The following is a 22,445-nucleotide window of genomic DNA, read 5'->3' as shown; positions in this document are numbered from 1 at the left end:
TCACTGCAGAAAGAAGGTCCTGTTACAGGACCTTCTTTCTATGTGGCTTTTTGATTTTTCCGTTTCAGGAATTTGAACCTCTGTCCCAGTATAAGGCCAATCAGGCCTGAACGGTAAGCGAGGAAGAAATAAACAAGTCCTCCCGAAATGATACCTGCAGCCAGCACGATAACGCCTCTTGCTTTTGTATAAACACCATCAAATGATTGTTCAATCGGAGCTTTTACCAGATAAACGACAGCAGCAGCCATGACCAAACCAAAAGCAAGAATCAGGATGGAGCGCCGAATGACCCACTTATAAGAAAACTCCCCGTATTTCTTGATGACATACAGGTTAATTAAAATGGAGACCGTATAGCCAATATTAGTGGCAATGACGGATCCGACTCCCTTCCATAAAAGAACGAGCGGTATATTCAGCGACAGCTTAAACAGAATTCCTACAAGCATGCTGAAAAGCGCAAATTTTTGCCGGTTAAGGCCCTGCATTACTGCTGCTGTCACAGTAAACATGGCGAACCAGATTCCGGACAGAGAATACCATTCGAGAATCTGTCCTCCAAGCTTGATGTCCCCCAGGGTAAAGAGCGTACCATACGCCGGATAGGCAAGGGCCGAAAGCCCGATAGCCGCCGGCACCGTCAGGAACAGGGTGATTTGGAAGGCCTGAGTGATCTGCTTGTTCAGGTTTTCCCGGTCACCTTCTGTATAAGACTTCGTGATCACCGGAATCAGCGTCAATGCAAAGGCGGTAGCAAGCGACACCGGAATCATGACCAGCTGGTGGGAAGTCTGGGTGACCATCGCAAACACAGCTTCTGCTTTTTTCAGGGTGTATCCCGCGTTTTGCAGTGTATTAACTACGGTAAACTGATCAATATTTTTATATAGTGGTATGGCAAGCCCTACCGCTACAAATGGAATGGCATACGAGACGATTTCTTTATAAATCGCAGGCAGCGACACCGTGGATTCAACCGTGGATTCTTCATACAGTTTTTTCAGATAAGGCCGTCTGCGGTTCCAGTACCAGATCAGAACAAGCAAACCGCCGACTGCACCGACTGTAGCCGCAAACGTAGCAAGTCCGACAGCGGTGGTTAAATCGCCATGCATTACTTTAATGACGATGTAGCTGGCAATCAAAATAAACAAAATACGGACAATTTGTTCAATCACCTGCGAAACAGCAGTAGGCCCCATGGATTGAAACCCTTGAAAGTACCCTCTGATCAAGCTCATGGAAGGAACAAAAATCAGGGCGGTACTTACCATCCGGATTACAAACGTGATGTCCTCGACCGAATTACCGACTCCGTCGTGTTTTCCCAGAATATTTGACGCAAGTCCGGGAGCCATGAAGTACAGTATCAGAAAAGCAACAAAGCCGGTGGCGCTCATGATCCAAAGTCCCGATTTTAATAATCTTCTTCCGGTCTCATAATCTCCGAGCGTATTATACTTCGATACAAACTTTGAAACAGCCAGCGGAACTCCCATCGTTGCAATGCTTAACAGCACCGTATAGGGATTATAGGCATATCCATATAACGCAAGCCCCTTCGTGCCGACAAGTGCATTGAAAGGGATAATGTATAGCATACCGATAAACTTTGAAAAAAATGTTGCTGCTGTTAATATTAACGTTCCTCGCAATAACCGAGACATGAATCCATCTCCTACTATTAAATGCTGCAACTATGCAATCTTTTAATGTGATCTCTTAAAACAACATTAGTATTGTAACACAAGCGATCAAATGAAACAGAATTTTTAATTTGATAAAATTTATGGTATCTTTTTGATTGTATGAAATGAACGTGTTTTACAAGACCCGGTTTAAAAGCCTGGCAGAAAAGGAAGCAGGTGCAAACATGAAATATGATGTGGTTGTCATCGGCGGAGGGCCATCAGGACTCATGGCTTCAGCCGCAGCAGCATCAAAGGGCAGAAAAGTACTGCTCATCGATAAAGGGGAAAAGCTTGGCAGGAAGCTTGCCATTTCAGGCGGAGGACGGTGCAACGTCACCAACAGGCTGCCCATTGATGAAATCATCAAACACATTCCCGGAAACGGGCGTTTTTTATACAGTGCATTTTCCATCTTTAATAACGAGAATATTATTTCTTTTTTTGAGGGACTGGGCATTGCGTTAAAAGAAGAAGACAATGGCAGAATGTTTCCTGTCAGCAATAAGGCAGGCGATGTGGTTGCGGCCTTGTTACAGAAAATTGAATCCCTCGGTGTGAAAATCTGGACCAACGCGCCAGTCGAAACCATCAACTATGCGGACGAAGAGGTAAAAGAAGTCGTTTTGAAAAACGGCACCGTCATACCCGCCAAGGCCGTGATCATTGCCGTCGGAGGAAAATCGGTACCGCATACCGGATCAACCGGGGATGGATATGCATGGGCAAAAAAAGCCGGCCATACCATCACTGAGCTTTATCCGACAGAGGTTCCCATCACCTCTTCCGAGCCCTTTATTAAATCAAAAACCCTTCAGGGACTGTCACTCCGCCAGGCAGAGCTGTCTGTCTGGAATCCAAAGGGCAAGCTGATCAAAGCTCATAAAGGCGACATGATTTTTACCCACTTCGGCATTTCGGGGCCCGCTGTTCTCAGGTCGAGCCAATATGTAGTAAAAGCTCTCAAAAAGTTTAATGCGAAGACCATTTCTATGAGCATCGATGCCTTTCCCGATCAAAATGAAGAGGAACTGTTTCAGCAAGTAAACAACCTTTTGAAAAATGATCCAAAAAAGGCAATAAAAAATGTTTTAAAAGGGTTTCTTGCCGAACGGTATCTCCTGTTTTTGCTGGAAGAAGCGGAAATACCGCCTGAGGTCACCGGCGAGCATGTGAACAAGCAAAGTCTGCGGAAGCTCACTTCACTGTTTAAACGGTTCCCATTAGAGGTGAACGGAACGCTTTCTATTGAAAAAGCTTTTGTTACCGGCGGAGGCGTATCGATTAAGGAAATCGAGCCGAAAAGCATGGCTTCCAAAAAGATGAAGGGTTTGTATTTCTGCGGTGAAGTACTGGACCTCCACGGATATACCGGAGGATTCAACATCACCGTTGCATTTGTCACCGGGCATCTGGCCGGTACGAACGCTGCTCTGCTGTAACATAAATAGGCTGAGAGGAAGTGAAAAACACTTGCCTCTCAGCCTTTTTTGTTTATTCGCTGTAAACTACCATTATGGAATAGGAGTATATGGTCGGTTCCTCTTCTGACCTCAGACTGTCACTGATGGAAACCTGGTACTTAACATCTTTGATATGGGATTCAGGAATATTCTCCAGAAAAGCATTAACCGCACCTTCCAGGTCTTCTTCATGTTCTTCATCAAATAATCTTATCTTTAGCATACCCCACCTCCTGTCTTACTAATTCCACCACGGTTTCGTCGAATCCTTTGTAAAAATCCCTCTAGTTTTGCAGTTTAAAGCAAGACAAAGAAAAACCGGCTGCGCATTTTCACACAGCCGGTTCTTATTTTACTCGGAGTCTCTTTCATAAGCCATCATGCCGCCGGCCATGTTTTTCACTTTATATCCATGGTCCTGGAGAAAGTAAGATACATTCTCGCTTCGCTTACCTGAACGGCAGATAATGATATGTTCTTCGTCCTTGTTAATTTCGTCTAAACGGTCAGGGATCTCCATCATTTTGATGTGCTTCGCTTCAGGAATCTTACCCGCAGCTACTTCTTCATCCTCACGGACATCGATAAGGGAAATGGTCTCACCGTTTTTCAGCTTGGCTTTAACCTCTTCCGGAGTAACCGTTTCAATATGCTCTTCCATTTCATTTCACCTCTTTATGGATTAATTGGCAACGATATTCACGAGCTTGCCAGGCACCGCAATCACCTTGCGGACCGTTTTTCCTTCAATGCTGCTTTGGACCGCATCACTTTCCATCGCTACCTGCTCCATGTCTTCCCGTGTAATATCAGCCGGTACGCTTAGTTTAGCTTTTACTTTACCGTTGATTTGTACCACAATCTCGACCTCTTTATCCACCAATTTGGCTTCATCCCAGACAGGCCAGGCTTCATAAGAAATGGTCCCGGTGTGTCCGAGCTTTTCCCACAGCTCCTCTGTAATGTGCGGAGCAATCGGGGAGAGAAGCTTCACAAAGCCTTCCATCGCATATTTCGGAAGAATTTTTTGCTTGTTGGCTTCATTGACGAACACCATCAATTGGGAAATGCCGGTGTTAAACCGAAGTCCTTCAAAATCCTCCGTAATCTTTTTCACAGTCTGATGATATACACGTTCAAAAGCATCTGTTCCCTGCTCATCGGTGATCGCAGGGTTAAGCTCTCCATTGTCTGCGACAAACAGGCGCCAGACACGGTCAAGGAAACGGCGGGATCCATCAAGGCCTGTTGTGCTCCATGCGATGGAAGCATCAAGCGGCCCCATAAACATTTCGTACATACGGAGTGTATCCGCACCGTGAGAAACTACGATTTCATCCGGATTTACCACATTGCCTTTGGATTTGCTCATTTTTTCATTGTTCTCCCCAAGAATCATTCCCTGGTTGAACAACTTCTGAAACGGTTCTTTTGTCGAAACTATGCCCAAATCATAAAGAACTTTGTGCCAGAAACGCGCATACAGCAAGTGAAGTACCGCATGCTCTGCACCGCCGATATAAATATCAACCGGCAGCCAGTGCTGAATTTTCTTCGGATCAGCAATTGCCTCGCTGTTTTTCGGATCGATGTAACGCAAATAGTACCAGCAGCTTCCTGCCCATTGCGGCATTGTATTGGTTTCCCGGCGTCCCTTTTTGCCGGTTTCAGGATCCACGACATTCACCCAGTCTGCAACGTTGGCAAGCGGGGATTCTCCTGTTCCTGATGGTTTGATTTCTTCCACCACCGGAAGTCGTAAAGGAAGTTCTTCTTCCGCAACATGCGTCATTGTACCGTCTTCCCAAAGGATAATCGGGATCGGTTCACCCCAGTAACGCTGGCGGGAGAACAGCCAGTCACGCAAACGGTAGGTGATTTTCTTTTCACCCTTTTTATTTTCTTCAAGCCAGCTGTTGATCTTTTCAATGGCTTCTATCTTATCAAGACCATCCAGGAAATCAGAATTTACATGCTTCCCGTCACCTGCGTATGCTTCTTTGCTTACATCTCCGCCTTCTACAACTTCAATGATTGGCAATTCAAATTTCATGGCAAATTCATGGTCTCGCTCGTCATGCCCCGGGACAGCCATAATAGCACCCGTACCATAGGTTGCCAGCACATAGTCTGCGATCCAGATTGGCACCTTTTTGCCATTCACCGGGTTAACAGCATAAGCACCGGTGAAGACACCTGTTTTTTCTTTGGAAAGCTCGGTGCGCTCAAGGTCGGACTTTGTAGCCACATCATTTTTGTATTGTTCAACAGCCTGCTTTTGAGCTTCTGCAGTAATCTCGTTCACATAGGAATGCTCTGGAGCAAGCACAAGATAGGTCGCTCCGAACAAAGTATCCGGACGGGTGGTGAACACCTTAACTTGCTTGTCATGTCCGTCGATGTCAAAGTGAACTTCAGCACCTTCCGAACGGCCGATCCAGTTGCGCTGCATTTCCTTCAGGCTTTCCGGCCAATCCAGCTCTTCCAAATCTTCAAGAAGGCGGTCGGCATAGGCAGTAATTTTAAGCATCCACTGTCTCATCGGCTTCCTTACAACCGGATGGCCTCCGCGTTCGCTTTTTCCATCGATGACTTCTTCATTCGCAAGGACTGTGCCCAGTGCTTCACACCAGTTCACAGGTACTTCATCTACGTAAGCGAGTCCTTTTTTATACAGCTGGATAAAAATCCATTGCGTCCACTTGTAATACTCAGGATCTGTTGTGTTGACTTCACGGTCCCAGTCATAAGAGAAGCCAAGTTCTTTAATCTGCCTGCGGAAGGTATTAATGTTCTTTTCGGTGAACTCCGCCGGATCATTCCCCGTATCGAGTGCATACTGCTCGGCGGGCAATCCGAACGCGTCCCATCCCATCGGATGGAGTACATTGTAATCCTGCATCCGCTTCATGCGTGAAAGAATATCGGTCGCTGTATAGCCTTCCGGGTGACCAACATGAAGTCCTGCACCCGATGGATAAGGAAACATATCCAAAGCGTAAAATTTCTGTTTGGAATAATCCTCTTCGGTTTTAAATGTTTTATTGTTTTCCCAATAGTGCTGCCATTTTGGCTCGATCTTTCGATGATCGTAATGCATACTGTCTCTTCCTCCCTGTCACTTACATTCATCCTTTAAAGTAATAAAGGAAAAATAAAAAACCTTCCGCCCCTAAAACTCATTCAGGGACGAAAGGTTGTGCATACTTAATTAACCTGCCGCGGTACCACCCACATTAACGTGCACACTTGCCACGCTCTCTCATTGGACCCTTAACGCGGGCTGCACGGCAAAAGCTACTTGTCACTTCCGCAACTACAAGGCGAGTTCAAAAAGGTTAGGGCGTTGACTTGCACCATCCGTCAACTCTCTGCTTCCTTCTGCTTTTTTACTAGTCCTTATCATCGTAATTTACCATATTTAACTTGTATTGTATGAATACCAAGGCAAATTGTCAAGTGTAGCTTAGCCCTATTTTCCTAGTTATATACCAGATTCAAAGAAAGGACGGATCCAGTTATCCACCGCATTGGCAACTGCAGGCACGATGGTATTGAAAATCGGGTAGATCGTGTAACGGTCGAGCGGGGTTAAAACCAGGACCAGAAAAAGAATGACACCAAAATGCTCGTATTTCATCATCTTGGCCCGGATTCTGTCCGGTGCCAGGTCTTCGAGAACCCTGTATCCGTCAAGCGGCGGGACAGGAAGCAGGTTAAAGACAAACAGCAAGACGTTTAAATACACAAGCATGTTTATCAGCTTGTCGATAAAATCAATCCCTTTTTCCGATACACCGTCGACGACGCCGGTTGTAAAAAGCGAATAAAAAACAATGATGCCAACAACCGCAAGGAGTATATTGCTCAGCGGCCCGGCAATCGAAACAAGAATGCCATATAAGTGAGGACGCTTGAAATTGCGGCGGTCAACCGGAACCGGCCTTGCCCAGCCAAACCCGGCAATCAGCAAGAGAATGGTGCCGACAGGGTCAAGATGAGCAATGGGCGAAAGGGTCAGCCGGCCCTGATTCTTAGCTGTCGGATCACCGCATAAATAAGCGGTAAACGCGTGGGCAAATTCGTGAATGGTAAAAGCGAAAACCAATGATATGATGACAAACGGCAGTTCCTGAAAATTAAAAGCCATGAAATTTTCCATTCAACTCTCCTTATTTCAAACGGTCTTTTTCTGTGAAAGATCATGAACGGCGATCTTTCTGTCGTACACTTGTGTCAGTGCCATGCTCACCAAATACAGGCCAAAAATGGCAATAAAGACAGCATTCATCCCCCAGGTGTCAGCAAGAATGCCTCCAAATGATGGACCGATCATACGTCCTGCTGTTGCTGTGCTGTTCACGATTCCCTGATAAAAGCCTGCCCTGCCCGCAGGGGCAAGATCGTTGGCTATGGATGGAACCCCAGGCCAAACCAGCATCTCCCCTATCGTTAAAACCACCATTGCTCCAAGAAAACCGGCAAACGAGGCAGCCTGGCTCACTATAATAAATGAAAGAATAAAAATGACATAGCCTGCAAGCAATTGAGATTTCGCGGCAGCGGTCCATTTTTTCAGTACATAGGTGAGGACCGGCTGCAAAAGGACAATCAGTGCACCGTTCACGGTCCAGAGCAGACTGTACAGCCTAAGACTGATACCTGTTTCCTGAGTAAAGACGGCAATAGTGGACTGCCATTGGACATAACAGACCCATGCCAGCAAATAACCTGCGCATAAAATGAGCAATCCGGTAAACATAGGCTTGTTCTGTATTCTCGTATTTTGCGTCAAGATCGTTTCCGGAGCAACGTCTGACGCTTTGCTGCTCATTTCTTTGAAACCAAACAAAACGAGCAGGAAAAATACAGCACAAAGGCCGGCGTTTCCAATGAACGACCACTGAAACGAAATGGAAGCTGCTAGTCCGCCAGCGGCTGCTCCCAGCGCCACTCCCACATTCTGAGCCACATAAATGGCGTTAAATGCCTTTCGCCCGCCTTCTTTCCAGACCGTTCCCGCCATGGCATACATACCAGGAAAAGTCATTCCCATTCCAAATCCTATCACTGCAAGAAGAAGGGCGTAAAACAAAAATGTATGATAAAACACTAACAATATTAGAGCCAGAAGGGTGATCGAGACTCCGGCAAGAATGGCCCTGTAGCCTCCAAGCCTGTCAAACAGCAGGCCGCCAGACAAATTGCCCAGCACCCCGGCTCCCGAATTGATCATGAGTACAATTCCCGCCACAGTCAGTGACTTTCCGAGATGCTCATGTATGTAAATCGTATTCACCGGCCACAAAAAACTTGATCCTGTTACATTCAGAACCATGCCGATAACCAGCAGCCAAAGTGACTTTGGCAATTCAAGCCCCCCATTTCAGCAAAAGAATACCCCTAAGTATTGTAGTGCTTTTTCTGCCTGCTGACAATTGTAAACGCTGTCTCCCCTACCCGTTTCTCCCGATGTTGGAGAATGGACTTTCCCATGCTAAAATGGCATATAGTGCACGTTTTGCATTTTTGTAGTTAAGGAGTGAATAATTTTGCCAGACTATAGCGTTCCCGCCCACTTTGGCGACAAACGTTTTTATACATGGAATACCCATCTACGAAACCATTTTGGTGACAAAATTATCAAAGTGCCTCTTGATGGCGGCTTTGATTGCCCCAACCGTGATGGAAAGGCAACATACGGCGGCTGCACCTTTTGCTCGCAGAGCGGATCCGGGGATTTTGCCGGAGACCGCCGTGATGATTTAATCACCCAGTTTCATACCGTGAAAGACCGGATGCACCGGAAGTGGAAAAAAGGCAAGTACCTTGGCTATTTTCAGGCTTTCTCCAACACCTATGCTCCCGTAGACAAGCTGCGGGAAATGTTTGAGTCCATCCTGGAGCAGAAGGACGTGGTCGGTCTGGCGATAGCCACCCGCCCTGACTGTCTGCCTGATGACGTGGTTGAATACCTTGCCGAGCTCAATGAACGGACCTACCTGTGGGTCGAACTGGGACTGCAGACCGTCCATGAGCGGACCGCCCTTCTCATTAATCGCGCTCATGACTATCCGGCCTATGTAGAGGGTGTGCAAAAGCTCCGTCAACATAATATTCGGGTATGCTCCCATATTATTAACGGGCTTCCCTTGGAAACTCCGGAAATGATGATGGAAACAGCAAAAGAAGTAGCCAGGCTCGATGTACAAGGCATCAAGATCCATTTGCTTCACTTGTTGAAAAAAACACCCATGGTCAAGCAATACGACAAGGGAATGCTTCAGTTTCTTGACTTCGAGACGTATGTTAACCTCGTATGTGACCAGCTTGAGATTCTGCCGCCTGAAATGATGATTCACCGGCTTACAGGAGACGGGCCTCCTGAGTTAATGATTGGCCCGATGTGGAGCATGAATAAGTGGAAAGTCCTGAACGCGATTGAAAGAGAACTTGAGCGAAGAAACAGTTATCAGGGAAAATATTATTCTGTGGAAGCGGTGAGGCGCCTATGAATCTGGAAGGAATACTGCCATTTGCCAGGACATTGCTCAATACGGCCGCATCGGAAGGAAGTGCAGTAATTGATGCCACATGCGGAAACGGAAATGATACGCTTTTCCTCTCCCGGCTGGTCGGTGTAAGCGGCCGGGTATTTGGATTCGACATTCAGGAATTAGCCATTCAAAACACCACCCGACGTCTGCTGGAGGAACATGCTTTTGACAATGTGACCCTTTTTCAGGCCGGCCACCATACAATGAAATCTGCCATTCCGGTACACTACCACGGAACGGTTGCCGCCGCCATCTTTAATCTGGGCTATTTGCCCGGTGGAAATAAGGAGATTGTCACCCAGAGCGACTCAACAATCGAAGCGCTGGAACAGCTTTTTGATCTGCTGGCTACCGGGGGAATCGCCGTACTGGTAATCTACCATGGCCATGAACAAGGAAAAAAGGAACGGGATGCCGTTTTGGAGTATACAAGGCAGCTCGATCAGCAAAAAGCCCATGTGCTGCAATACGGATTTATTAATCAAAAAAACAATCCCCCGTTTATTGTGGCGATTGAAAAAAGATAAAGAACGGAAACTGCCGGGCAGCTTCCGTTCTTTTTATATAGAAGGCTTTAGTCGTTGCATCAATCTTCGGTTCATGTAAAAGAAATAGGTTATTCCCCCGCCCATTTTCATGATTTTGCCGGCCGCCTGTTTTATGCCGGGATGGCGGTCGACCTTCTGGTCAGCAAGGTAAATGCCAAGCAGCCCTCTGTTGATGAGCTTATGAAATTTGCTGTCCGGCAGCCGCTTAATGCTGTCATCAGCCTGTTCTACAAAATGGCCAAACCGCTCCAGAAGCTGGTTCCCGTTTTCATAATAGGAGCAAAAGTTGAGGTCGCCCCCCTCTTCATCCTCCTGCTGGTCCACAAAATAATCAAGCAGAATATGTAAACCTTGAACCCATGGGAAATAGCCGTTTTTAATGATCTGAACCTGGTCGGCGGTTAAACTTTTCTGCGATGCATAGGAAACCAGGCAAAAAATACCGAGAGTCGATCCTGTACAGGCGGAAAATTCATACCAGCTCATGGCGGGCAGCGAATCCTTGTGGCTGTGGTACCACTCCTGCAGCCTTGGTACCCGTTCCTCAATCATCACATGCTTATGTATTTGCAAATCACAATAATAATGTGCGAGATCCAGCAGTGAATCCGCAATGGAAGAATAATGCGGAATTTCCGTTAATACGCGCTGACATGTCTGAACCAGGCTCCAAAGGTAATCCCCATCATTTTGATCGTCTCTCATGCGATAATAATTTTCCCGTTCGGCCCCCGGGGTCAGCGCGTGAATCATAGATTCATGGAGCGCTTCAAAGTCTTTTGGGTCGAGAGAAGTGCTGCGGTCGCAGAGATTATCCAAATAGTCGCTGATTGTCTGATAGGCTACCACAAACTCAATCACCTTTTGCCGCTGATCACCAGCCAGAAGCGCAAGTATGGCTCCTCCCTGGCAATGGAATTCCTTTGTATCAATGCTCATCAGAGCCTGTTTCCTGAGTTCTTCATTGGGAATGGCCTCTGCTTTTTCCCGCCATTTTTCTAAAAAAAGTGCTACATCGGGCAGAACATTGCGATAGATGCGATACATTAATGCCCAAGGTTGATTCGGTACACTCATTCCAATTTCCACCCCTTGCGATCATCCAAAATCAAAAATGAAGATTTAAATACGATCTCACAAATTTAAAAACATCATCCCGTTCCGGCTCATTCATTACTTCATGGTACAAGCCCGGGTATTCTTTATACATTTTATCATGGAGTTCAAGACGGTTAAACCAATTGCGCACAGCATATTTATCCACAATTCTGTCGTCTCCTCCCTGTATGACCAAAAGCGGCACGTTCGGAAAGCGGCCAGTCTCCTGATGTGCCTGTTTCATGGCATTTAAAAGTTCCCTGTACCATCTTACCGAGACCTTTTCCACCAGCAGCGGATCCGAAGCATCCTGCAGAAGAACCTGTTCATTTCTTGTTTTGTTGACAGGATCCAGATTGGACGAAAATTTTATGGAAGGAGCTACTCTGTTGAGCACCTTGGAAAGTGTTTCAATTCCCTTTTTTGGCGGGCTAGCGAGCCCCAGGCATGGAGACGAAAGAATAATGCCTTTTATATTGAAGTTCCTTTCCGTTGCGGCACGAATAGACGCAAGCCCTCCCATGCTGTGGCCAAACAGGAATATAGGCATGCCATACTGTTCCGCCGCAGTCATCCATTCTTCAATCTTGTCAATGTATTCATCGAAAGAATCAATGTGCCCGCGGCGGCGGGTGGTTGTTCCCTGTCCGGGGAGGTCTCCCATTATTACGTGAAAGCCTGCTGCATTAAACTGCTGAATGAGCCACTCATAACGGCCGTGGTATTCACCCGCACCATGGACCATGATGACGGCACCCTTCACTTCATCCTTAGTTTCCCACTTCCACATAACAGCATCCCCTTCTCGAAATAATTAACCTTTGTTAGAATAAAATGAAAAGCTAGAAACCTACTTTATATGAAAACAGGATGTGATCGTATGATTTACCCCTACAATGGAAAAAATCCAGTCATTGCAAAAAGCGCCTTTATTGCAGATTATGTAACCATTACAGGCGATGTCACCATCGGAGAAAACAGTTCCATCTGGTTTAACACAGCCATACGCGGAGATGTTTCTCCCACGATTATCGGCAATGGTGTTAATGTTCAGGATAACTCGGTGCTTCACCAGAGCCCGAACCGCCCCCTGATCCTTGAAGACGGGGTAACGGTTGGACACAGTGTTATCTTACATAGCAGCCTCATACGGAAAAATGCGCTGATCGGAATGGGCTCTTTGGTACTTGATGGTGCTGAAATAGGTGAAGGTGCATTTGTCGGCGCCGGCAGCCTGGTACCGCCCGGGAAAAAGATTCCTCCTCGTTCGCTGGCATTTGGCCGTCCCGCTAAAGTAATCCGGGAATTGAACGAAGAAGATATTGCTGATATGGATCGTATCCGCCGTGAATATCAAGAAAAAGGACAGTATTACAAGTCGCTTTCTGAATCTGATTGACGATCTCCGTTAAACTCAATTAAATTACCGTCCGGATCACATACATATACCTGGTGCCATGGCGTCTTATTCTCCGGTTTATCATGATATGGCACCTTGAAGTGATCCAGCCTTTTCAACAGACCCGGAATGTCAGTCACCCGTATAGCAAAATGTCCGTCCCGGCTGTCCAGGTCATCAGTTCCTCTTAATGCTTTTCCCTGCGGGTTTACGATTAAATGAAGCTGTGTGGTGCCAAAACTGTACCATACGCCCGGAAAACCAAACTGCGGGCGCTCCTTGTCTGCTTTAAACCCCAAGATTCCTTCATAAAAATACAACGCTTTCTTCAAATCAGTTACCGCAAGTGAAACGTGATGGATTCCTTCGTACATGGCTTCCCCTTTCATTACCCTTAAATTTTTCCGTACCTAAGTTAATGCTTGTTCTGGATAAATCATACCACAAGATGATTTCCTATTTAAATGGATAAACTCCGGAAGGCTCTTAAACCTGAAAGTCATATTCCCGCCTCTCGTTCAATAAAGTAGTAAGAGCCCTTTTTTGGAGGTGAACCTGTTGAAACCGATAAAATCCTATACCCCTTATCACAGTCCCTTTGATCCTTGTCCTCCCATCGGCAAAAAATATTACCGCACTCCCCCGCATCTGTACATGACGTTCCAGCCGCCTAACCTGCCTCAGTTTTCTCCTAAGGAGGCATTGCAGAAAGGAACCCTGTGGCCGGCGTTCTACGATTATTATGAAAACCCTTATGACCGGAGGAGTTAACCATATGGAAAATAGCCTTCCTGCCGACTATTACAGACTCCTGGAAGATTTGCAGGCTGTGGATTTTGTGCTGGTGGAATTAACGCTGTATCTTGATACCCATCCAAATGACACCGCAAGTATTGATCAGTTTAATCATTATGCGCATGAGCGGAAAAAACTGAAAAAAGCCATTGAATCTAAATACGGTCCCATGCAGCAGTACGGAAACAGCTATTCTGGCAAACCATGGGACTGGAACAAGGGTCCTTGGCCCTGGCAAGTGTAAATGTAATCTTATTGGAGGGTGACCATGTGGATTTATGAGAAAAAACTTCAATACCCGGTTAGAGTCAGCACCTGTAACCCCAGGCTCGCCAAATTTTTGATTGAACAATACGGCGGGGCGGATGGGGAACTTGCGGCAGCTCTCCGGTACTTAAATCAGCGGTACAGTATTCCCGACAAGGTCATCGGGCTTTTGACCGATATTGGAACGGAGGAATTTGCACACCTTGAAATGATAGCCACAATGGTTGTAAAACTGACTAAAGACGCCACACCGCAGCAAATGCGGGACGCAGGACTGGATGCACATTACGCGAACCATGACAGTGCCCTGTTTTATCATAATGCAGCCGGTGTTCCATGGACCGCCTCTTACATTCAGGCCAAAGGCGATCCGATTGCAGATCTTTATGAAGATATAGCAGCTGAGGAAAAGGCGCGCGCCACCTATCAATGGCTGATTGACATGTCGGACGATCCCGATCTCAATGACGGCCTGCGCTTCTTGAGGGAACGGGAAATTATCCATTCCATGAGGTTCCGGGAGGCTGTCGAAATTTTGAAAGAAGAACGAGACCGGAAGACCGTTTTCTAACCGTCATGTTCAAAACCGCTGTTTAATCAGTGGTTTTTTATTTTTACAAACTCTTCACATCCCCTTAAAACTGTGACAATCCTCTATATGTATGCTTAAGGTGAAATCAGCTTTAAGACAGGAGGATGTTTATGGCGAGAGTCACCGGCTGGATTTATGAAAAAGAATGCTTAGTGTTCAAATGGGTAAACAGCAGACTGCAGCATCGTTTGCTGGACAAGTACTTTAATGTGATTACCCACTTGGGCGGGGCAACGGCCACAATCATTACTACTTTACTTGTATTGCTCCTCGCACCTGATAATGAAAGAATGTTAGCCGCTGCAGGATTCCTGTCTCTCCTTCTCAGCCATATTCCTGTGGCCATCTCCAAAAAATGCTATCCCCGCAAGCGCCCTTACCTCATGATACCGGGTACAAAAACCTTCAGCCATCCGCTGAAAGACCATTCCTTTCCTTCCGGGCATACAACAGCGGTTTTCTCTTGTATTATCCCGCTGTCTCTGATCCACCCGGGTCTGCTCTGGCTCCTGCTTCCGCTCGGCTTCTCTGTCGGAATCTCCAGGATGTACCTTGGACTGCATTATCCTACCGATGTCCTTGCAGGTATGGTGCTCGGAATCAGTTCAGGAATCTTCACTGTTTTCTTGGTTAATGCTTATCTCGTTTCTAACCATTTATAATTTCCAGGAGGGGTTACATGAAAAATATGCTTCAGGAAAACCGTTTGATGATTGTGAAAGAAATAAATCCCGCTTTCCACTCAGGATTCAATCCGCCACCAATCCTCAAGCTTCCTGTATTCATGAAATCCATGGAGCATAAACCTCCTGATTTGCCGCTGTAAAAATAAAAAAAAGCCGGTCATTCCAGTGGGGATTCCCATGGAAGACCGGCTTTTTGTCTGTTTACGCGTTTGCTTGTTCTTTTAGTGTTTCTGCTTTATCTGTTTTTTCCCAAGGAAGTTCAACGTCTGTACGGCCAAAATGTCCATACGCCGCTGTCTGTTTGTAAATCGGACGGCGAAGATCGAGCATTTTAATGATTCCTGCAGGACGAAGGTCAAAGTTCTTGCGCACTAGATCAACCAGTACCTCTTCTGATACTTTTCCTGTTTCAAAGGTGTTTACCGCAATGGACACAGGCTGTGCCACACCGATGGCATAAGCGAGCTGAACTTCAACTTTATCAGCGAGACCTGATGCAACAATGTTTTTCGCAACGTAACGTGCGGCATAGGCAGCAGAACGGTCTACTTTGGTCGCATCTTTTCCGGAGAATGCTCCTCCGCCATGACGGGCATATCCGCCATATGTGTCAACAATGATCTTACGGCCAGTCAAACCGGCATCTCCTTGTGGTCCGCCAATTACAAAACGGCCAGTCGGATTAATGAAGTACTTTGTATCTTCGTCAATCAATTCTGCCGGTACGACAGGCTTGATCACTTGTTCTTTAATATCTGCCTGGATTTGCTCAAGGGTAATTTCAGGATGATGCTGAGTAGAAATAACAATCGTATCAATACGAACGGGTTTGTCATTTTCATCGTATTCAACCGTTACTTGAGTTTTTCCATCCGGACGAAGGTAAGGAACTTCTTCTGTTTTGCGCACTTCTGCCAGTCTGCGGGACAGGCGGTGTGCGAGTGAAATCGGAAGAGGCATAAGTTCAGGTGTTTCGTTGTTCGCATAGCCAAACATAAGACCCTGGTCACCAGCACCAATGGCTTCAATTTCTTCATCCGTCATTGAACCTTCACGAGCTTCAAGCGCCTGGTCAACCCCCATTGCGATGTCGGCAGACTGCTCATCAATGGAAGTCAAAACCGCACACGTTTCAGAGTCGAAACCATACTTTGCACGGTCATATCCGATTTCTTTGATTGTTTCACGAACCACTTTCGGAATATCAACATATGTGGATGTAGTAATTTCACCTGCAACCAGTACAAGGCCGGTAGTGACGGATGTTTCACAAGCTACACGGGCATTTGGATCGTTAGCCAGGATTTCATCCAGGATCGCATCGGAAATTTGGTCACAAATTTTGTCCGGATGCCCTTCTGTAACAGATTCAGATGTAAAAAGACGACGACTTTTAGACAATTGAGATCCTCCTTCTCTATATAACGCATAGAGCAATTTTTTTATAAGATACGGTACTCATTCCTATATGGATACTTTGTTTTTGTAAAATATTCAGGTTCAAACCATTTTGAGACATAAAAAAAGCCTTTCCCTAAATCATCATACACGAGGGAAAAGGTCTTATGTCTACGCCTTCACCTCTTATTTTCAAGGTTTGTTCACCTTGCAGGTTAGCACCTTTTCACTTCAATTTCTGGCTCGAAGTGTCGGTTGCTGGGTTTCATAGGGCCTGTCCCTCCACCTACTCGGAATAAGAGTAGCCGTTCCCGAAATATAATAGCGCAGTTCGACAAACCTGTCAACTTGTAAAGGCATCCCTTCCGCATTAGAAGGAATTTTTACAATCGGTTTGTCTGATAATAATGTTTGCCGCAGTTGATTAAATCAGAGTGCCTGATTTTAGAACCAAATCGTAAAATGTTAAATAAAATAGTATACATTATTTATTCCAATGTGCTATACTAATTTCGAATTTAGTCATGATAACGGTGATTAACATACTTCTTTAAAAGGACGGTTTTGCGAACATGAATACGGTTGATTCCACTACGACTTTAGATAATCTTTTAAACAACGCTGCTACTCATGAAAATCTGCCAGTACCCACGCTTGTTGAAAAAGCACTGCTCCGCAACGAAGCCATTTTATCTTCCACAGGTGCTCTCAGGGCTACAACTGGAAAATATACTGGACGCTCTCCAGAAGACAAGTTCATCGTGGACGAAGCCAGTTCACGCGGAAAAATAGACTGGGGCAAAATCAATAAGCCTTTTAATGAAGAAAAATTTGATAAGCTTTACAAAAAAGTGCTTCATTACTTAGGCCAGCAGGAAGAACTCTTCGTATTTAAGGGCTTTGCTGGCGCTGATCATGCATACCGCCTTCCCATTCAGGTCGTGAATGAATTCGCCTGGCACAACCTGTTCGCACGGCAAATGTTTATCCGCCCCACAGCTGAAGAGCTAAAAGGACTGGACGCGGAATTTACAGTGGTCTCCGCTCCCGGGTTCCAGGCTGATCCCGAGGTTGACGGCACAAACTCAGAAACATTCATTATTATATCATTTGAGAAAAGGATTGTTTTGATTGGCGGCACGGAATATGCGGGAGAAATCAAAAAATCAATCTTTTCAGTTATGAACTATATCCTTCCCGAAAAAGGAATCCTTTCCATGCACTGCTCGGCTAATGTCGGACAGGAAGGCGATGTTGCCCTTTTCTTCGGCTTATCCGGAACAGGCAAAACGACGCTTTCTGCTGATCCTCACCGCTCGCTGATCGGAGACGACGAGCACGGCTGGGCCAATACAGGCGTCTTTAATATCGAAGGTGGCTGCTACGCGAAAACCATCAACCTCTCTCAGGAAAAAGAGCCGCAAATCTGGGATGCTATCCGGTTTGGAAGCGTTCTCGAAAACGTGGTGCTTGATGATGTAACCCGTGAAGGAAACTATGATGATGGTTCATTGACCGAAAATACAAGAGCTGCCTATCCGATTCAGGCGATTCCAAACATCATTCAGCCAAGTGTTGCGGGACACCCGAACACTATCATATTTTTGACAGCTGATGCATTTGGAGTGCTGCCTCCAATCAGCAAATTGACGAAGGAACAGGCAATGTACCACTTCCTGTCCGGTTATACAAGCAAGCTTGCAGGAACAGAGCGTGGAATTACTTCCCCTCAGGCTACGTTCTCCACTTGCTTTGGTGCTCCATTCCTGCCGCTCGAGGCAACCGTATATGCAGAAATGCTCGGCGAGAAAATCGATCACCATGAAGTGGAAGTTTACCTTGTGAATACCGGCTGGTCCGGAGGGGCATATGGCACAGGTAAGCGTATGAACCTATCCTATACAAGATCCATGGTACAGGCAGCGCTTCAGGGTGAGCTGAAATCTGTTGAAACGGTAACCGACCCGATCTTTGGATTGAACATCCCGATTCACTGCCCCGGTGTTCCTGATCAGGTTCTCCAGCCGAAGAAAACGTGGAACAACCCAGAAGAATATGTCTTGAAAGCCAAAGAGCTTGCTGCTCAGTTTAATGATAACTTTTCAAAGTTCAATAATGTTCCTGCCGAAATTAAAGACGCAGGTCCGCTTGTATAATAAGAAAATAGTATAATGCACCGCTTCCATTGTGGGAGCGGTTTTTTTATTTCCGTGATTCATAAAGGTATCGAAAATGATGAATTTGATCCTGTTGCATCCGTCGGTGACATCAGCCGGTTCATGATTAGCTTTCTGGATGGAATTGCGATTTCTGCGATTACCCTGATTATGGCTTTATGCAAACAGACTTGCAGATGGATCTTTTTGAAAAGAGCATGAAATCCCTCCTGAACGTAAAAGAGCCGGATCCGTCACAAGGGTGACAGCTCCGGCTTTTCTTTATTTCGGGTTTTCATCCATTCACAAAAGGCAAAGGTGATTTTCCGGTTTTCCTGCGGCGGGAAGTGGTGTGTGTACTGAGGATAAAACCAGGTTTCCGCGATCCCCTTTGACTCCAGGCATTCTTTCAGCACTGTCGAATGGGTAATGCTGACATTTTGATCTTTGCACCCATGAATCAATAGAAGCGGAACCGTAAGTCCTTCACAATAATGGACAGGCGATCTTGTCCTGTAGCCTTCCGGAACTTTCGCCGGTGTACCCCCGATGACCCGCTTCATCATTTTTCTCAGATCCACCCGTTCTTCATACGTAAGAGCCATATCTGAAACCCCTCCCCAAATGACCACAGAACGAGCTTCCGGATACTCCAATGCCGTAAAGAACGCCATCGGCCCGCCGCGGGAGAATCCAAAAATATGAAGTTCCCCGGGGTCCACGACGGATAAAGACCGAAGAACTTCAAAGGCATGAAAGGCATCCTGCCGGTCTTCACCGCAAAAGTCCTCTCTCCCCTCTCCCCCTTCGTTTCCGCGATAAAAAGGGGCCATGACAACAAACCCCTGGGAAGCAAGCTGAATGATTCGGGGGACCCGCACCATTCCCACTTTTTTTATGCCGCCCCGCAAATACAAAAATCCCGGCAGCAACCGGTTCCCGCTGTTTTTTGGAATAGCCAGAAGCCCTTTTACGGTCAACCCTTCACTTTTATAAGAAATTCTGAATAACGTAATCTGTGGATGAGGAGAAGGATACCGTTGGGCATGAGTGATCAGGCTTGAGTCCAGCACATGAATTCCCCCTTTTTTTATTTAGGCCAACACACAATTTTTTCATTCACATATAAAGTATTACATGAAACTTTATCCTTCATTCGAATATAAAGGAGGCTAACCCATTTGAAACGGATAAAAACCCGGTTTATGCTTTTCTTTTCACTGGCCCTGACCGCATGCTTGCTGTTATCGGCATGTTCAACTGATACAGCAGAAAAACAAAAACAAGATAAGGTTCGGGTGGCAGAAGTAACCCGGTCTATTTTCTATGCACCCCAATATGTTGCGATTGAAAAAGGATTCTTTAAAGACGAGGGCATTGATGTGGAGTTGAAGACCACATGGGGTGGAGATAAAACCATGACCACTCTGCTGTCCAACGGTGCAGATATTGCCCTTGTCGGTTCGGAAACATCCATATATGTGGATGCCCAGGGCACGAGCGACCCTGTCATTAACTTTGCCCAGCTCACCCAAACGGACGGAACCTTTCTGGTGGCCCGGAAAAAGCCCGATTACTTTTCCTGGGATCAGCTCAAAGGCAGTACCTTTCTAGGACAGCGCAAAGGCGGAATGCCGCAGATGGCTGGTGAGTTCAGCATTAAAAAGCACGGAATTAATCCTCATAAAGACATGAAGCTGATCCAGAACATCGACTATGCCAACATTCCAAACGCCTTCGCTTCCGGCACCGGGGATTACGTGCAGTTGTTTGAACCACAGGCAAGCCTGTTTGAACAAAAAGGCATCGGCCATGTGGTGGCCTCCTTCGGTGAAGCGTCCGGAAAGCTGCCCTATACATCCTACATGTCCAAACAAAGCTATATGAAAAAGAACGGTGACGTGCTCAAACGATTTACCAAAGCCATCTATAAGGCTCAGCTTTATGTAGAAACCCATACCGCTAAGGAGACAGCGGAACTGATCGCTCCTTATTTTGAAGACACACCCGTCGGCTTAATTGAAAAAGTTGTGGACCGTTATAAAGGACAGCACAGCTATGCGGTAAATCCGATCCTTGAACAAGATGCCTGGAATAATCTGCAGTCGGTTATGAAATCGGCCGGGGAGCTTCCGAAAAAGGCGGATTACAAGAAACTGGTTAACACCACCTTTTCCCGTGATGCCACAAAGTAAATCATAAAATTACTATGGAGGGATGACAGTGGCCTTCTTACAATTAAAATCGGTCGGGCAGACGTACTTTTCCAAGCAAACGGCCACGACTGCATTAGAAGACATCACACTCTCTGTTTCAGAGGGAGAATTTGTTTCCTTTCTAGGACCGAGCGGATGCGGAAAATCAACGCTGCTTTCCATCATCTCGGGTCTAATACAGCCAACAAATGGCTCAGTTTCCTTGAAGAATCAGTCCATCACAAAGCCCCATCCGAAAATTGGATACATGCTTCAGCAAGACTACCTGTTTCCCTGGAAGACCATCAAAGACAATATTTTGGTAGGGCTAAAACTGCAGGGCTGCCTGAATGATGAACGGACGGCATATACCCTTTCACTAATGAGCGAAATCGGGTTATACGACACCCTGGATAAGTACCCCAATGAATTGTCAGGCGGCATGAGACAGCGTGTGGCACTCGTCCGCACACTGGCAACCAACCCGCAAATTCTCCTGTTGGATGAACCTTTTTCCGCGCTTGACTATCAAACTAAACTAAAACTTGAAGATTTGGTCTCCAACACGCTGCGCGAACATGGCAAAACAGCGATCCTGGTCACCCACGATATTGGGGAAGCCATTGCCATGAGCGACCGGATCGTTTTGTTTTCCACAAAACCGGGGAGAATTTTCAGGACCTTTCCGGTAACCAGCCATTTGAGAAAACGCCTGCCGTTTGAAGCGCGCCAACATCCCGATTATTCTGTGATGTTTCAGCAAATTTGGGAGGAGTTGGAACAAATTGAACAAAACGACACCGAGTAAAACTCACTCCGACTACTTGCTGAGCCTGCGCAGACAAACGATAAAAGTCAGGATATCGCAGCTTTTGATTTTCGTTCTTTTCTTCAGCCTTTGGCAGTACAGTTCCGACCAAAAATGGATCGATCCACTTCTCTTCAGTTCCCCAAAGAAAATTGTTGCGCTGCTTATCCATAAAATAGCGGATGGAAGTATTTTTCTTCATATAGGCATGACCCTGACAGAAACGGTTATTGGTTTTTTGCTGGGTACATTATTCGGCACTTTGCTTGCCGCCCTGATCTGGTGGTTCCCTTTCCTGTCAAGAGTCCTGGATCCGTACCTTGTCATCCTCAATGCTATGCCAAAGGTTGCCATCGGTCCTATCCTGATTGTGGCACTTGGCCCAAACCTTACTTCAATTGTGGCGATGGGAATATTGATCTCTGTCATTATAACAACCATCGTCATCTATACGTCATTTAGAAATGTAGAGCCGAACTATGTAAAAGTCATCCGGTCCTTTGGCGGTTCAAAGTATCAATGTTTCAAAGAGGTGATACTCCCTGCCTGTTTCCCGGCGATCATTTCAGCGCTCAAAGTAAATGTCGGACTGTCATGGGTAGGGGTTATTGTAGGTGAATTTCTCGTTTCAAAACAAGGGCTGGGCTATCTCATTATATACGGTTTTCAAGTATTCAATTTTACCCTCGTATTGATGAGCCTTCTGATCATCGCCCTGCTGGCGACCCTGATGTACCAGCTCGTTGAAGCGCTCGAAAAGAAACTGATCAAAAACCGGACACTGTAGTACTG

At 46.2% G+C, this 22,445-nt stretch carries 25 protein-coding genes, 1 riboswitch and 1 other annotated feature; of the genes, 14 read left to right on the top strand and 11 right to left on the bottom strand.

Going from position 1 to position 22,445, the window contains the following annotated elements:
* Positions 1-38: 38 nt before the first annotated feature.
* The gene (locus QYB97_RS18870) at positions 39-1,670 is read right to left on the bottom strand and encodes a putative polysaccharide biosynthesis protein (RefSeq protein WP_301167568.1); all 1,632 of its coding nucleotides are present in this window, start codon (positions 1,668-1,670) and stop codon (positions 39-41) included.
* Between the two features lie 206 nt (positions 1,671-1,876).
* Between QYB97_RS18870 and QYB97_RS18865 the strand changes: the two genes are divergently transcribed.
* Positions 1,877-3,133, top strand: coding sequence for a BaiN/RdsA family NAD(P)/FAD-dependent oxidoreductase (locus tag QYB97_RS18865; protein WP_301167567.1), 1,257 nt, complete (start codon positions 1,877-1,879; stop codon positions 3,131-3,133).
* A gap of 52 nt (positions 3,134-3,185) precedes the next feature.
* Here the strand turns inward: QYB97_RS18865 and QYB97_RS18860 are convergent, their stop codons facing one another.
* The 5 genes from QYB97_RS18860 to QYB97_RS18840 form a co-directional block, all read right to left on the bottom strand.
* Positions 3,186-3,377, bottom strand: a complete 192-nt coding sequence (locus tag QYB97_RS18860; protein WP_301167566.1) for a sporulation protein Cse60 — start codon at positions 3,375-3,377, stop codon at positions 3,186-3,188.
* A gap of 129 nt (positions 3,378-3,506) precedes the next feature.
* Positions 3,507-3,815 carry a rhodanese-like domain-containing protein gene (locus QYB97_RS18855; RefSeq protein WP_301167565.1) on the bottom strand — a complete coding sequence of 103 codons (309 nt, stop codon included), beginning with the start codon at positions 3,813-3,815 and terminating at the stop codon, positions 3,507-3,509.
* A gap of 21 nt (positions 3,816-3,836) precedes the next feature.
* Positions 3,837-6,254, bottom strand: a complete 2,418-nt coding sequence (gene leuS, locus QYB97_RS18850; RefSeq protein WP_301167564.1) for a leucine--tRNA ligase — start codon at positions 6,252-6,254, stop codon at positions 3,837-3,839.
* A gap of 82 nt (positions 6,255-6,336) precedes the next feature.
* Positions 6,337-6,569 (bottom strand) — a binding site (T-box leader).
* Between the two features lie 69 nt (positions 6,570-6,638).
* Positions 6,639-7,316 carry a site-2 protease family protein gene (locus QYB97_RS18845; protein WP_301167563.1) on the bottom strand — a complete coding sequence of 226 codons (678 nt, stop codon included), beginning with the start codon at positions 7,314-7,316 and terminating at the stop codon, positions 6,639-6,641.
* Between the two features lie 15 nt (positions 7,317-7,331).
* On the bottom strand, positions 7,332-8,525 hold the full coding sequence (locus QYB97_RS18840) for an MDR family MFS transporter (RefSeq protein ID WP_301167562.1): 1,194 nt from the start codon (positions 8,523-8,525) through the stop codon (positions 7,332-7,334).
* Positions 8,526-8,706: 181 nt separating this feature from the next.
* Between QYB97_RS18840 and mnmL the strand changes: the two genes are divergently transcribed.
* Together mnmL and mnmM are read left to right on the top strand one after the other, a co-directional pair.
* Positions 8,707-9,669, top strand: a complete 963-nt coding sequence (mnmL, locus tag QYB97_RS18835; RefSeq protein ID WP_301167561.1) for a tRNA modification radical SAM protein MnmL/YtqA — start codon at positions 8,707-8,709, stop codon at positions 9,667-9,669.
* Positions 9,666-10,238 carry a tRNA 5-(aminomethyl)-2-thiouridylate-methyltransferase MnmM gene (gene mnmM / locus QYB97_RS18830; protein ID WP_301167560.1) on the top strand — a complete coding sequence of 191 codons (573 nt, stop codon included), beginning with the start codon at positions 9,666-9,668 and terminating at the stop codon, positions 10,236-10,238. Before mnmL ends, mnmM begins: the two co-directional genes overlap by 4 nt.
* A 33-nt stretch (positions 10,239-10,271) precedes the next feature.
* Here the strand turns inward: mnmM and QYB97_RS18825 are convergent, their stop codons facing one another.
* Together QYB97_RS18825 and QYB97_RS18820 are read right to left on the bottom strand one after the other, a co-directional pair.
* Positions 10,272-11,336: a tetraprenyl-beta-curcumene synthase family protein gene (locus tag QYB97_RS18825; RefSeq protein ID WP_301167559.1), complete on the bottom strand. Its 1,065-nt coding sequence runs from the start codon at positions 11,334-11,336 to the stop codon at positions 10,272-10,274.
* A gap of 31 nt (positions 11,337-11,367) precedes the next feature.
* Positions 11,368-12,147 (bottom strand): alpha/beta hydrolase, encoded by a 780-nt coding sequence (locus QYB97_RS18820; protein ID WP_301167558.1) that lies wholly within the window; start codon positions 12,145-12,147, stop codon positions 11,368-11,370.
* 90 nt (positions 12,148-12,237) lie between these two features.
* Here QYB97_RS18820 and QYB97_RS18815 point away from each other — a divergent pair, with 90 nt between their 5' ends.
* Positions 12,238-12,756 carry a gamma carbonic anhydrase gene (locus QYB97_RS18815; RefSeq protein WP_301167557.1) on the top strand — a complete coding sequence of 173 codons (519 nt, stop codon included), beginning with the start codon at positions 12,238-12,240 and terminating at the stop codon, positions 12,754-12,756.
* On the opposite strand, the gene QYB97_RS18810 is transcribed toward QYB97_RS18815, so the two are convergent.
* Positions 12,729-13,130, bottom strand: coding sequence for a VOC family protein (locus tag QYB97_RS18810; RefSeq protein WP_301167556.1), 402 nt, complete (start codon positions 13,128-13,130; stop codon positions 12,729-12,731). The two genes, QYB97_RS18815 and QYB97_RS18810, sit on opposite strands and share 28 nt — an antisense overlap.
* Before the next feature lie 181 nt (positions 13,131-13,311).
* Here QYB97_RS18810 and QYB97_RS18805 point away from each other — a divergent pair, with 181 nt between their 5' ends.
* From QYB97_RS18805 to QYB97_RS18785, 5 genes are all read left to right on the top strand, one after another.
* The gene (locus QYB97_RS18805; RefSeq protein WP_301167627.1) at positions 13,312-13,527 is read left to right on the top strand and encodes a spore coat associated protein CotJA; all 216 of its coding nucleotides are present in this window, start codon (positions 13,312-13,314) and stop codon (positions 13,525-13,527) included.
* A 4-nt stretch (positions 13,528-13,531) separates the two neighbouring features.
* Positions 13,532-13,795, top strand: coding sequence for a spore coat protein CotJB (locus QYB97_RS18800; protein ID WP_301167555.1), 264 nt, complete (start codon positions 13,532-13,534; stop codon positions 13,793-13,795).
* A 24-nt stretch (positions 13,796-13,819) separates the two neighbouring features.
* Positions 13,820-14,389, top strand: a complete 570-nt coding sequence (locus QYB97_RS18795) for a manganese catalase family protein (protein ID WP_090235081.1) — start codon at positions 13,820-13,822, stop codon at positions 14,387-14,389.
* A gap of 131 nt (positions 14,390-14,520) precedes the next feature.
* Positions 14,521-15,072 carry a phosphatase PAP2 family protein gene (locus QYB97_RS18790; RefSeq protein ID WP_301167554.1) on the top strand — a complete coding sequence of 184 codons (552 nt, stop codon included), beginning with the start codon at positions 14,521-14,523 and terminating at the stop codon, positions 15,070-15,072.
* A gap of 17 nt (positions 15,073-15,089) precedes the next feature.
* Positions 15,090-15,236, top strand: a complete 147-nt coding sequence (locus tag QYB97_RS18785; protein WP_301167553.1) for a hypothetical protein — start codon at positions 15,090-15,092, stop codon at positions 15,234-15,236.
* 61 nt (positions 15,237-15,297) lie between these two features.
* On the opposite strand, the gene metK is transcribed toward QYB97_RS18785, so the two are convergent.
* Positions 15,298-16,497 (bottom strand): methionine adenosyltransferase, encoded by a 1,200-nt coding sequence (gene metK / locus QYB97_RS18780; protein ID WP_301167552.1) that lies wholly within the window; start codon positions 16,495-16,497, stop codon positions 15,298-15,300.
* Positions 16,498-16,677: 180 nt separating this feature from the next.
* Positions 16,678-16,796, bottom strand: a riboswitch (SAM riboswitch).
* Between the two features lie 270 nt (positions 16,797-17,066).
* Here metK and pckA point away from each other — a divergent pair.
* Both pckA and QYB97_RS18770 read left to right on the top strand, forming a co-directional pair.
* Positions 17,067-18,650, top strand: a complete 1,584-nt coding sequence (gene pckA, locus QYB97_RS18775; protein WP_301167551.1) for a phosphoenolpyruvate carboxykinase (ATP) — start codon at positions 17,067-17,069, stop codon at positions 18,648-18,650.
* A gap of 15 nt (positions 18,651-18,665) precedes the next feature.
* Complete coding sequence (locus tag QYB97_RS18770) at positions 18,666-18,872, top strand: hypothetical protein (RefSeq protein ID WP_301167550.1); 207 nt, start codon at positions 18,666-18,668, stop codon at positions 18,870-18,872.
* Positions 18,873-18,904: 32 nt separating this feature from the next.
* Here the strand turns inward: QYB97_RS18770 and QYB97_RS18765 are convergent, their stop codons facing one another.
* A complete protein-coding gene (locus QYB97_RS18765; RefSeq protein ID WP_301167626.1) occupies positions 18,905-19,708 on the bottom strand; it encodes an alpha/beta hydrolase family protein in 804 nt (267 codons plus the stop codon).
* A 147-nt stretch (positions 19,709-19,855) separates the two neighbouring features.
* On the opposite strand from QYB97_RS18765, the gene QYB97_RS18760 reads away from it, so the two are divergent.
* From QYB97_RS18760 to QYB97_RS18750, 3 genes are read left to right on the top strand one after another with little or no spacing between them, the layout of a single operon-like run.
* Positions 19,856-20,845 carry an ABC transporter substrate-binding protein gene (locus QYB97_RS18760; protein ID WP_301167625.1) on the top strand — a complete coding sequence of 330 codons (990 nt, stop codon included), beginning with the start codon at positions 19,856-19,858 and terminating at the stop codon, positions 20,843-20,845.
* Between the two features lie 28 nt (positions 20,846-20,873).
* Positions 20,874-21,653: an ABC transporter ATP-binding protein gene (locus QYB97_RS18755; protein ID WP_301167549.1), complete on the top strand. Its 780-nt coding sequence runs from the start codon at positions 20,874-20,876 to the stop codon at positions 21,651-21,653.
* Entirely contained in the window at positions 21,631-22,440 is an 810-nt protein-coding gene (locus QYB97_RS18750) for an ABC transporter permease (RefSeq protein WP_301167548.1), read from the top strand. The genes QYB97_RS18755 and QYB97_RS18750 overlap by 23 nt, the downstream gene beginning before the upstream one ends.
* Positions 22,441-22,445: the final 5 nt, after the last annotated feature.

Origin of the sequence: Fictibacillus fluitans, assembly GCF_030418125.1 — a bacterium.
Taxonomy (GTDB): domain Bacteria; phylum Bacillota; class Bacilli; order Bacillales; family Fictibacillaceae; genus Fictibacillus_C; species Fictibacillus_C fluitans.
The sequence above is the reverse complement of the archived record's forward strand: the minus strand, read 5'-3'. Positions and strand labels throughout refer to the sequence as shown.